Below are 11681 nucleotides of genomic sequence, written 5' to 3' on the forward strand. Positions count from 1 at the left end.
TGCCCTCACTTCAACAAGGCCAGACTCGATGACACCAACGAACAAGATCCCCCTGCTTCGCCCCACCCTGCTTGCCACCGCTACCGCCTTGGCCACCATGACAACGATAGCCTCGGCTCAGGCGGGCAGCCTCACCGAGTTCACCCTGACGGAAGGGCACCCCAACGTCGGCACCATGTCGATCGACTGGGCAAGAATGGGCACCCGCGAGTTGCGTGACGACCCACTCGCCTTGGGCCCCAATACCTTTCGCTACGTCGGCCAGGAGCTGATCGTCAATACTGGTGGCGAATATCTGCTTGGCCAAACGGCCGCCCCGGTCGATACCGTCATGCTAATATTCAAGGGCTCCTTCGACCCCGCTCAACCTGGCAACGGCTGGCTGACGGGCAATGACGACTGGATCAACCAGTTGGACGGCTCCGATCTTTCCGGCGAACTGGCGGCTGCCGGCATCACGCTGGTCTCCTGCTCTTCGGATTCTCAACAACGCCCCCAGCGCTGCCCCGCGCTCAAGCTGTCGCTCTCGGGCGATACGCGATACACCGTGGTGATCAGTACCTACAACCCCGACATGGAGATCGGCTTTCCGCAATCGTTCTTCGTCTATGGCCCCGATTTCGTCGTGGTGGTGAAAGGTGGCAACTTCGAATCACCGGTGGAAGGCCAGCGCAGTCAGCCTGGCGGTGCCTACCTGGACCGGGTCGTTAGCGAACTTGGCCTGCGAGACCCCAACAGCCCCCTGCTCCAGGCGCTGACTGCACTCTCCACCATGGACGAAACGCAACGCGCCCAGTTCGTCGAGAGCATGAGCTCTAACGTCTCACGCGGCGGCGTTCGCGATGCCACCACGAACGCGGGCCGCACCATGATCAATACCGTGGGCAACCGCTTTGCCAGCACCGGGCTGGGCGGCCAGATGAGCGCCGGTCAGTTGGCTCCCGCCACCTTCGCCGGAATGGCTGTCGAGCGCCAGCAGCATGGCGCCGTGATGCCGGGTATGGCGCCCGACAACGCCCCTCGAAGCAGCATCTTGCAGTACGGCGACCATGACTCGGTAGAAGGCTTGCTCGGTGTGGCCTCCCAGCTTTCGCACCAGGGAAGCTCCCGTGTTGGCCACAGCAGCAATTGGGCCGAAGGCTTCGTCAGCCGTGGTAGCGGTGACAACTACGATTACCGCACCCACGGCGCCCTGTTCGGGATGGACCGGCGTTTCGACGAACACTGGCTGGGTGGGCTGTTCATCGGCATCGGCCATGGTCGGGTACAGGGCGACGATGCCGCCAATGCCCGCACCGAGATCGACAGCGTCACCACAGGCATGTACACCGCGCGTAGGCAGGGCAACGTCATTCTCGACGCCACCCTGCTTGCCGGCTTCAGCGACAACGAACACCGTCGCGAAGTGGCCGGCCTGACAACCGAGGTAGTGGAAGGCAGCAACCGGGGCGAAGAAGTGACCCTGAGCCTGGGCGCCAGCTACGTGATGGAACGAGGAGACGGGCTGGAATTGGTACCCCACGCCCGGCTGATGCACAGCTGGCTGCACCAGAGCGCCTACGAGGAGAACGGCGATTCGGCGTTCGCCATGGCCTACGGTTCACAGCGCCAGCAAGTGTGGCGCACCAGCCTGGGCCTGGATGCCGGACAGCTGCTCCGCCAAACCGGGCAGACCTCCATCCTGTGGACCGGCGGCCTGGCCTGGGGCATGCGCACACATTCCGGCGGCAGCACCCAAGCCACGCTCAGCGCCGATACCACCGGCGACAGCTTCGTCATTTCGCCCGACAACCGCACGGTGCACTCTGCCGATATCAACAGCGGCCTGCGCTGGGAACGGGAACTGAACGGCAACGGCAGCTTAGCATTCAGCGGCAGCTACGAAGGTTCGTTCTCGAGCCGCGAAACCGAGCATGGCGCTCGCCTTACGCTAGGCTACCACTGGTAAAACACATCCATGCATAACCAGCCCTTGGCGATAAGTGGCATCGCCAGGGGCTTGATGCACCAGGGCACATACCCAATTCAGCGACATAATCATGAGGGAGAGACAGATCAGTAGCCGGCTCAAAGCCGGCTCAAGGGGTCCAACTCGTCTTGCTCCTACGCTGCCTGATCTTGTGAGATTTCATCGCCAAGCGTAGCCGCTTTCGCCAAGGTAGGCTGCGCAGGAGCTCCCTCTCACATAGAGGCCACGGTGTCAGACAGGAATAATGGCGGAAAACATCCCTCAGGGGATGCTCCGATTCGGCATGCCACGGCTTTACGTTGCCCGTGTAGTGGATAATGCCCGGCTCGCGTAGCGCATCTGCCAACGCCGGCAGCAAGCAGGTCAAATGCTCAGGCCCGACATTCAAGGCGGCGTAAGTGGCAGACTGCAGATTCCACCTGGGATCCAGCTCATGCCACTGCCCGGCCAGCACGTGATTCAAGGCGTCCTGATCGGGGTAGCGCAACCGCTCGCCTTGTCGTTGCAGATACTCCCAAGCGCGACCGGCCACGTCGTGCTCGCGCCAGCGTTCCAGATCGACCACCAGCAAACCGGAATTGAAATACGCCGAGGTCTCGATGGCACTATGCTCATCGGGGTCCCCGGCTATATCCCGCACCGCCGCCACCACGTGCTCGCCAAGCGGTACTTCCCACAGCGGCGCCAGATCGGCAAGCACCGCCATATCGCAATCCAAGTAGATGACACGCGAGCACTCCTGGCCGAAATGCTCATGCATGAACAAGCGAAAAATGGACGCCAAGCCGAACCGATCGAGATGAGTAGGATCGATATCGATCTTGCCCACTTCCACCACCCGCACCTTGGCACCGTATCCCTTCGCCAACGCAGCAAAGGCGTGCTGCGTCTCTTCCGGCAATGCGGGGGTCAGCAGCGTTACCCGCACTGCCGAAGGATCAGCCATGTGCTCCAGCGCTGAAACCATCGTGGTGGCCGCATAGGGCGCGTAGCGCTCGTCGGCGCACAGAAGCAGCTCCATCAGCCCTGCCGCTCCAGGCCGGCTACCGGTGCCAGGGCAGCATCCAAAAAGCGCTGCAGCTGGATGTCGAGCGCCTCCCAGTCCAGACGGTTCACGTCATCGACCTCTCCCGGCAGCCCCATCAGGTTGATGGAAAGAGAGTTCACGCTGTGCCATGCCGCCATTTCACCGGGGCCGTAGGGAAACAGCACGAACGAAGGGATGCCCAGTCCATCGGCGATATGCACGGTGGCGGTGCTGGAAGAGAGCTGGGCCATGGCCGCCGCCAGTAAGGCCACATTGTCGTAAATGGACTGGGTATCCGGATAAAGGAAGCAGCGCTCGGGGTTCCAACCGGCAGTGATCGCCTGAACCGCCCTTTCGCAACCGGGCACCGTCAGCAGGCAGATGTCGTGGCCCGCGGCCATATGCTCGACGCGCTCGATCAACGCCAGTGTCGTTTCCACATTGAATGTCTTGGCCCCGCCCTTGCTGAAGGGGTTGATGGTCACGTAAGGGCGTGGGCGCTGCTGCAGAAAGGCGGCTACCCGCTGCTCCGAGCCGGCGTCGCGAGGTACGGTATAGTGCTTCTCTGGTGTGGCGATACCGCAGCGCTTCAACAGCTCACAGTAGCGCTCCTCCATGTGCAGCCCCCGCGTGGCCTGGCCCAGCTTGATGTCCACCAGGCCCACGGAGTCGTCCAGGCTGGCAACATGGCGCGCCTTGACGGAGCCCAGCAGGCAAATGTCGCGCGCCTTGGCCAACTCACTGAAGTGCACGAGCAAGTCCACCTCGCCGAGCGAGGCCGCCAAACGGCGGATCTTACCGCCCGAAGGGCGCTTGGGTATGACATGCACACGATCGACACCCAACTGTTCGGTGAACAGCGGCGCCATCTCGGGCGTGGCGATCACCTCGACCGACACCCCCTCACCTAGCTTGCGCAGCTCGGGCACGACCAGGGAGAAAATGATGGAATCGCCCCATTTCGCATCCCAGCGCAGAAAAACGATCCGCTTCAAGTCCGATACACGCTCAACCTCAGGTCTGCAACGATCGTAACGCCAACGAGAGAGCGCGATACGCCAGTCGTCCCGTTTCGCCCGGAAAGCATGCAAATACTTTTTCATTCCCGTTCCTGTCACAAGCCGGCTGCACCGCTGGTATAGCAAGCGGCATTCCGCTAGGCTGGCCAATTTCGAAGGATTGAGGGTAGCACACCATGTCGTCACTTCCTCCCGTTATCGTCATCTCCCTACCCGGCTCATCACGCAGAGCGCGAATCCAGGCCACCTTCGACGAGATAGGGCTGCCCTTCGAATTTCACGATGCCGTGAACGGGGCGGAATTGAACGACGAAACCCTGGCCAGCGTGGACCAAAACTATGCCGAAAAGGAATGGGGGCACGGTCTCAACAAAGGGGAGATAGGCTGCGCGATAAGCCATATCCAGCTCTACGAGCGCATGGTGGAACAGGGCCTGGAAGAAGTCATCATACTCGAGGACGACGCTCAACCCAGCGAAGGCTTCATGCAAACCCTGCGGGAAATGCTAAGCGCTTTACCCAAACGTGCGGAAATCGCTTTCCTGCATCACGGCAAGGCGAAGTCCTGGCCAATCAAGCGCAGCCTGCCCAACGGCCACAAGCTAGTGCGCTACCGCTACCCCAGCGCCAAGTCGCGTCGCTGCATCATCAGTGGCCGAGGCTATTGGCTCAGCCAAGCCGGCACCCAAAAGCTGCTGGAATTGGCCTACCCCATCCGCATGCCGGCAGATTACCTGACAGGCTACATTCAGCGCAGCCACATTCATGCCTACGGCGTGGAACCCAACCTCCTGCTCGAAACCGATACCCCATCCGAAATCGATGCCGTGGAAAAGCGACAATATGGCGGGCATGTCGGCTAAACCCGGTTTTTGATCAGGCCGGCTCGATCATGGGGTTTTCCAGCGTTACCCTGCGCAACTCATCGATGAAGCCGGCATAGCCACCCTCGGCCAGAAAAGCCTCATAACGCCTCTGGATCTTCTCACTGAGTGGAAAGCCATCCAGGCAGGCGATATCGAAATCGATGAGGCATAGCGTACCAGCCTCATCGACGGTGACGTTCTTGCCCCCGGCAATATCCAGATGCGCCACCGACGCCTTTTCGAGCGTCATGGCAATGCTGGAAAGCTGCGCTTCTATAGCGGGGACGGAAACGGTTCGCTGCAATTTATCCAACGGCGTTCCGTTGTGCGTCGTGGTGAACGAACGCGCAGTAGCATCCCACGTCAGCAACTGCGGGAAGTGACATCTTCCATCCAGGCTTACCTGGCTTTCACCAACACGCCTAAGACACTCCATTTCCAGATGGAAGGCCTGATCGTCACTCAAGCCATTCCACACGATACGTCCGCGGGCCTGCTTGGTAACCGAGTTACCCGCTCCTATCGGCAAAGAGTGCTTCGGTACGTCCTCTTGTTCGGGATAGACGAACAGTGCCCTGCAGGGCTCAACCAAATTGCGTTCAATGGCCCTTTTCTCGAGCCGAAGGTAGCGTTCACGCAGATGCTCCAGCTCCTGAAGGGCCGCATCGCGCTCCCGAGCCAGCCATGACACCGCTGCCTGAGTATCTCGCCCCGACCGCCAGTGCTTCCACTTTCTGCGAGCCTTGGACACCACCCTTGCACTCTTCAGGCTCTCTCGCAGGCCATCAAAAACCAGCATTCCCATGCGTACAACCGTTTTTTTAGAATGTAACGATATGCAATTTGTCATGAAACCTTAACATCCCGTGCACCACGGGAAAGAACGAAAAAAGCGCCCGCAGGCGCTTTTTTCACTGACTTACCGCAATACGTTTTTCTAATACGCGTTCGGATTCATAAAGCCCTTGTAGATCGTCAAGGCAATGATTCTCAAGTCCAGCCACAGCGACCAGTTGTCGATATACCAGAGATCGTGCTCGACCCGACGCTCCATCTTCTCGACGGTATCGGTCTCGCCTCTCAAGCCGTTGACCTGAGCCCAGCCGGTAATTCCGGGCTTGACCTTGTGCCGCTTCATGTACGACTCGACGATGTCCTTGTAGTGCTCGTTATGCGCCAGCGCATGCGGGCGCGGGCCTACGATGGACATGCGCCCTTGCAGCACGTTGTAGAACTGGGGCAGCTCATCCAACGAGGTACGCCGCAGGAATGCCCCCAGCCGGGTAATCCGCGGGTCACCCCGCCGGGCCTGTGTGACCTTCCCGCCCGGCTCCTCGTGAACCTCCATGGAGCGGAATTTGTACACCTTGAAATGCTTGCCGTTGTCTCCCATGCGGAACTGCTTGAATAGCACAGGGCCCGGCGAGGTGAGCTTGATGGCAATGGCGATGATCAGACACAGCGGCAGCACCAGCAGGCTGAAAAAGCTGCCCAGTACCAGGTCTTCCAGGCGCTTCACGATGCGTGTCACACCGTTGAAGGGCGTAACGCTGAGGTCCACCGCCAAATGGCCGGCCACCTCGCTCATGCTGTGGTTCAACAGGTGCATGTCGCGGAAGTCAGGCAGAAAGCGCACTTCCGCCGTATGGTTGCGCAGTGCATAGAAGATGGACCGCACCACTCCTCCCATATCGAGCGGCACGCAGATCCACACCTCGCAGGCGTTCGACTCCACCACGCGGCGGCTCAGGCGCTCGATGGTTTCCTCATCCAGCCCCCCGGCAAGGCGTTCGACCCCGGCAATGGAGTACCCTTCTGCCGGGTACTTACGCATACCCTCGGCCACGCGGATGAGCTGCTCTCCCGGGCCAACCAGAAACACCGGCCGCCTGGCACGCCCCTGTCGCCGGGCTCGACGCAACAATAGCTGCGCCAGCATACGTCCCCCGCCCGCCAGCAAGAAAGACGATACGAGAGTAAAGCCCACCCACAAGCGCGAATAGCGCTCGGCGGCATGAGCGAAATAGATCAGTGAGGTAGCAATGGCGGCCAGAATGAGCCAGGTCATGGCAAGCCGCGCAATCATCGCCGGCAGCCGCTTGATCCGCCAGGAGCTATAGCCCCGCTGCATGGTGTTCAGCAACACCACCAGCAACGCCATGATGATCATGGCCAGCCAGAAACGCTCGTGCAGCTGCAAGGTGCCGAATCGCAGCCAGTAGGCGAACAGCCCGCCGGCGAAAATGCAGAACACATCGAAAACCGGCACGATGAGCTGCGCCGGGTAACGATCGGCAAAACTGATCGGGGCGACTTTCATGCGCTACGCTCGCTATCCTTGCAGGCCAGCACGAAAAGTAGCGCCATGACGAAAGCGTAATAGGTCGCAATCATCTCGTGCTGCAGCGCCACCTCGGAAAGACAAAAAACGATGAACCCAAGGGAGAACACGAAACCGACGAACCAGTATGGGTTATCGGGCTCCTGATGGCTACGCCGCAAGAAATACAAGGCAGGAAATATCAGGTAGAAGAACAGCGCTACCACTCCGATGACTCCGCCCGTAGCCAACGTTTCGAAATACTGGCTATGGGCATGACCACGGCTGATGGTCGCCACCCACTCGTTGATGATACCCGTACCGGCAAGCTCCAGGTTCAGGGCATCACGCTCGGCGTAAGTCAGCCCCACCAGAGGCCGCTCCTTGAACGCTTCGATGGCAGCTGCCCATAACCGTACTCGACCACCGGCGGAATTGTGGCGGAAATCCCCTTCCAGGATCCTTTCCACCTCACTCACCGTGAGGTCTACCCGCTCCTCCACCTGGGGCAAGGTCAGGTAGCTTGCCAGTGCCAAGCCCCCTAACCCCAGCAGCCCGACAACCAGATACACCGCGCCGATGCGCCGCCACTGCCACACCAGCAGCACGGTGAAAACGATGGGGATGGCAAACACCGCCCCGCGCGAGGTACTCAGCAGGGTGGCCAGCAGCGCAAGCAGCGCGCCGGCACCGACAAGTGCCCTTCGCTGCGTGCTCGGCAGCAGGGCCACCATAAGGAAGAACAGCGAGGCGCTGAGATAGCCGAAATTGATATGGAAAAGAAAACCATCCACCCGAGACTGGCCGAGTAGATAAACCTCATAAACCGCAATGCCGGCGCCACCCAACGAACCGACGAAGCCGCCATATTCCAGCACAGCCCGGAAGCGCACCAGGCTGAGCTCAGCCAACGCGACCCGAAGCATCAAGTAAATGGGAATGATACCCATCATATGCAGGCCCGGTGCCAAATAACGCGTGCTGAAGCCACTCATGACGAAAACGGGTAAGTGGCTGAGCATGTACAGCGACAGCAGTAGCACAACCAGCCAATCCTGCCGGGTCATCGCAAGTTGGTGGCGATTGAAAATGAGAAACCCTACGGAATAAATCAGCAATAGCGCAACGAAGGCGTGTATCCGGATGGGAGCCGAAACCAGCAGCGCGAATGCAAGGAAGGTGACCGCAAGGGTCAACTGAAGAGCTGTCTTGTGACTAAATAGCACCTGGCGCCTCACAGGGTAATTTTCAATGAAGCCACGTGCTGGCCCGCGCGCAGATCATAACGACTCGACAAGGGAATTCAACCGCTTTGCAAACACTCTCCTCTCACGTTCTATGGCATCCCGCAGCTCCAAGGCAGGCGGCGCTTCACTCTGAGCGCCGAGGATCGCTTCCACCAGCGGTTCTACTTCAAAGAAAGCGGGAACGCCGTAGCGCTCCGATATGGCCTCGGCAGTGTCGCGCTGGTGCTCGTTGCGATGCTCCCGCAGGCTTGCCAGCCTAGGCAGCATGAAGAAGGGCTTGGCCCGCTCCAGGCACAGCAGCAGGTTACCCATTCCCGCATGGGTAACCACCAGATCGGCCGCATGGAACAGCGCCTCGAATTCTTCTTGAGGGAACATAGGCGCGACATGCACGTTGGCATGAGCCGAGGTGCCAACGGGTAGCGCGGAGCCGGAAGCCCCAGGCCCTGCCTGAAACACCAAGCGCCACTCCGGGCAGCGCTCGGCCACTCCCTCCACTACCCGCGCCATCCGAGCGAACGGAAACTGAGTACCCGCCGTGAACAGCACGTTCATAGCAAACGGCCCAGGTAGCGCACACGGCGGGTTTCCAGCTCCGGCCATTGGGTCAGCACCCGTGTTGCGAACAGGCAGGCCGCACGACCTGAAAGCGAGACCTTGCGGCTGTTGGCAATGCTATCCACCCAGATCGTCTTACGGCCCAGCAGGAAGCCGGCAAACAAGACCAGGAGACCGGGCGCAGCACCGGTGCTGACAATGACATCCGGCCGGCTGCGGCGTACGATACCAAGCGCGCGAGGCAACTGCAGGATACCCCGCCATACTTCGCGAATGCTGAAATCCTCGAGGTAATAGTCTGCCGAGGTATGCTGCGACTCGGCAGTGGAGACGTACTGACGCTCATCGCAGGAAAGCAGTTCGGATACCCGCTTCAACTGTGCCCAATGGCCGCCAAAAGAGGCGGCGAACAAAATCCTCACCGCGGCAGCCCTCTCCGCTCGGCGCCGGGTACCATCAGGCGACACCGCTGTGCCACCTTTACCCCCTTGAGATAAACGAGCACCAGCAACGCCCAGGCGCGTTCGCGCCAGGTCATGTCTTGCCGTGTGAGCAGCATAGCTACATCGCCCAGAAGGTTGCCGAGTACACGCCGCACGTTGCCCAGCCTGCCGCGCTCGCGGTACAGCGCCTGGCTGCCGGACGTAACCCGCCGGGCCTTACCGGCCAGCGCCGAGAGAGATGCACGCGCCGGATGCCGAACCACCGCTTCGGCACAGTACAGCAAGCGATGCCCCCGGGAGGTGGCACGCCGGGTCCATTCGAAATCGCCACCGGACATCAGCTCAGCGTTAAATGGCCCCACTTCCTCGAATACCCTGCGGCGCACGAACAAATTAGCGGTTACCGCCACCCCATTGGCAACGTTCTGCTGCTGACGAAACGCAAAGGCTTTCTCGAAGCACTCGGCAGGCGACAACTGCGGCGTGGCAAAGGTAAGCTCGATGTTACCCGCCACTAAATCCACGTCGGGATGCGACTGCAAGCAATCAATGCCGGCCTGAAGCCAACCGGGAGCAGGAACACAATCCGCATCAAGAAAAACGAGCACCTCTCCTTGCGCTTCGGCAATGCCTCGGTTGCGGGCTGCGTAGGAGCCAGGGGATAATTCCTGAAAATACTTAGCCATCAGAGGGAGACGAAATCCAGATGGCTGAGGCACATCTGAATTATTTATTATTAAAATCTCGGAAATGAGGCCGTTTCCTTGACGCTCCAGAGAAAGCAGACAATTTTCTAAAGCTTGCCAATCATGATAAACAGGGATGACGACAGACAGACTAATATTATAAAACAACCTCACACCCCCAACCACTTAGGCTTTGGCCACAGCACTACCTTCGCTGGGCCCACTGACCGCAGAAAGTTCAATAATCCTAGCAATGAGTTCAATTGCGCTGAAGTACCTTTGAGAATTGTAATATTTTTCAAACAAACAGCAATGCGCACATAGCAGTGCTGAATTAAAATCGAAAATCTGTTCAGAGCGTGAATCAGAACACTTTACTAGAACTTCACGCAATTGACTCTCCCATCGACTGCCGATAGGGTAATCAAAGCCAACAGGTTCAATTACCCACCTGCCCCAGTGAGCAAACAAAGGATCCCCGTCAGGCCCAATAAATATTTGCTCGGCCGGGACACCCTGGCAAACAATACCTAATGGGGCTTTTTTCAAACGTTCAACTATTCCTGGGATGGCGTTTTGAAACTGCCTAACAACCAACCTATTTTTCTCACCTGCCACAAGGATCAAACGGTCAAAATTAAATGACTGCAGCCTTTGATACAACAAAGGATGTGAGCGCTTAAACCTGGAAACAAGCTCTTTATCAATTTCCACGGCCCAACATGAGGCAAGTTTATCTGGCAGGGAAACAGAGGGAGCTTGCTTTATTGAGAAGTTGCCACAAGAAAACAGGTGCGCATCGTAGCCATACACCCTATTGACTGCCAACAGTTCAGGCGACGGCAAAAACTCACTGCTCCGCCCTAACAACAAATCAGCCTCAAGCAGCGCCATTTTTTTCAACTTAGAGTTAAAAATTTTCAAGAAGTAATAATATTCCTCACCATTGCAGTTCGCTTTCACTTCAAAGGTAAGAAGATCCGCGATACCACTTTGCCGCCAAGACAGATTAATTTTGCTCTGTGAAACACAATCCTCCCCTAGTGCATCTCTCAAAAGCGGCATCAAATCTTCAGGGCGACGCAAAATATTCAATACCTTCCAAAAGGCTTGATTTTTATGCTCAAGATTGCTCTGAAATTTCTTACGCGTGAAAAATAATGCATTAATGAAATGTTTTTTATCATGTAGCCACATGGAATCTTTTAGAAGCGTTTCCAAGCGGTTCAGGAGCTGCCTGGAAAGAATCAAGCTAAGTATCGCTATCATGAATCCAACACCGTCCCAGAAAAGAAAATCTAGCACGATAAAAGAAAATACAGAGAGAAAAGAAACACCAGAGGCTATGCTGAAGAAACTCTTGTAATCGCGCTCAATCCATGCACGAAAAGAAGAATATACTCCCCCAGCACACGCGACGAAAATAAAGATGCCTAAAAAGAGAAACGCAATGAACAGAAAAAATACAGTATAAAAATATGCAAAAAAAGCACCAACTAAGAAGCACAAGGCCAAGGTAGCCACCATGCTAATAACTCGCTGATAC

The 11681-nt window shown here is 57.9% G+C and carries 11 protein-coding genes; 2 read left to right on the top strand and 9 right to left on the bottom strand.

Annotation, left to right across the window (positions count from 1 at the left end; translation table 11 throughout):
* Positions 1-28: 28 nt before the first annotated feature.
* Positions 29-1948: an autotransporter outer membrane beta-barrel domain-containing protein gene (locus B8115_RS15585; RefSeq protein ID WP_010628753.1), complete on the top strand. Its 1920-nt coding sequence runs from the start codon at positions 29-31 to the stop codon at positions 1946-1948.
* Positions 1949-2078: 130 nt separating this feature from the next.
* Here B8115_RS15585 and B8115_RS15590 read toward each other — a convergent pair whose 3' ends face one another.
* Positions 2079-2990, bottom strand: a complete 912-nt coding sequence (locus B8115_RS15590; RefSeq protein ID WP_010628754.1) for a glycosyltransferase family 8 protein — start codon at positions 2988-2990, stop codon at positions 2079-2081.
* Positions 2990-3991, bottom strand: a complete 1002-nt coding sequence (locus B8115_RS15595) for a glycosyltransferase family 9 protein (protein ID WP_010628755.1) — start codon at positions 3989-3991, stop codon at positions 2990-2992. Before B8115_RS15595 ends, B8115_RS15590 begins: the two co-directional genes overlap by 1 nt.
* Before the next feature lie 200 nt (positions 3992-4191).
* Between B8115_RS15595 and B8115_RS15600 the strand changes: the two genes are divergently transcribed.
* Complete coding sequence (locus B8115_RS15600; RefSeq protein ID WP_010628756.1) at positions 4192-4878, top strand: glycosyltransferase family 25 protein; 687 nt, start codon at positions 4192-4194, stop codon at positions 4876-4878.
* A gap of 13 nt (positions 4879-4891) precedes the next feature.
* On the opposite strand, the gene B8115_RS23370 is transcribed toward B8115_RS15600, so the two are convergent.
* From B8115_RS23370 to B8115_RS23375, 7 genes are all read right to left on the bottom strand, one after another.
* A complete protein-coding gene (locus B8115_RS23370) occupies positions 4892-5686 on the bottom strand; it encodes a hypothetical protein (RefSeq protein ID WP_141638619.1) in 795 nt (264 codons plus the stop codon).
* A gap of 132 nt (positions 5687-5818) precedes the next feature.
* The gene (locus tag B8115_RS15615) at positions 5819-7201 is read right to left on the bottom strand and encodes an undecaprenyl-phosphate glucose phosphotransferase (protein ID WP_010628759.1); all 1383 of its coding nucleotides are present in this window, start codon (positions 7199-7201) and stop codon (positions 5819-5821) included.
* Positions 7198-8397, bottom strand: a complete 1200-nt coding sequence (locus B8115_RS15620) for an O-antigen ligase (protein ID WP_141638620.1) — start codon at positions 8395-8397, stop codon at positions 7198-7200. Before B8115_RS15620 ends, B8115_RS15615 begins: the two co-directional genes overlap by 4 nt.
* Before the next feature lie 84 nt (positions 8398-8481).
* A complete protein-coding gene (locus B8115_RS15625; protein ID WP_010628761.1) occupies positions 8482-9003 on the bottom strand; it encodes a glycosyltransferase in 522 nt (173 codons plus the stop codon).
* Positions 9000-9428 carry an oligosaccharide biosynthesis protein Alg14 gene (locus B8115_RS15630; RefSeq protein WP_035591273.1) on the bottom strand — a complete coding sequence of 143 codons (429 nt, stop codon included), beginning with the start codon at positions 9426-9428 and terminating at the stop codon, positions 9000-9002. The genes B8115_RS15625 and B8115_RS15630 overlap by 4 nt, the downstream gene beginning before the upstream one ends.
* The gene (locus B8115_RS15635; RefSeq protein WP_158409654.1) at positions 9425-10303 is read right to left on the bottom strand and encodes a glycosyltransferase family 2 protein; all 879 of its coding nucleotides are present in this window, start codon (positions 10301-10303) and stop codon (positions 9425-9427) included. The genes B8115_RS15630 and B8115_RS15635 overlap by 4 nt, the downstream gene beginning before the upstream one ends.
* Positions 10304-10321: 18 nt before the next feature.
* On the bottom strand, positions 10322-11681 hold a 1360-nt coding region (locus B8115_RS23375; protein WP_238539229.1), incomplete at its 5' end, for a hypothetical protein.

This window comes from Halomonas sp. KM-1 (genome assembly GCF_000246875.1).
GTDB classification, from domain to species: domain Bacteria; phylum Pseudomonadota; class Gammaproteobacteria; order Pseudomonadales; family Halomonadaceae; genus Halomonas; species Halomonas aerodenitrificans.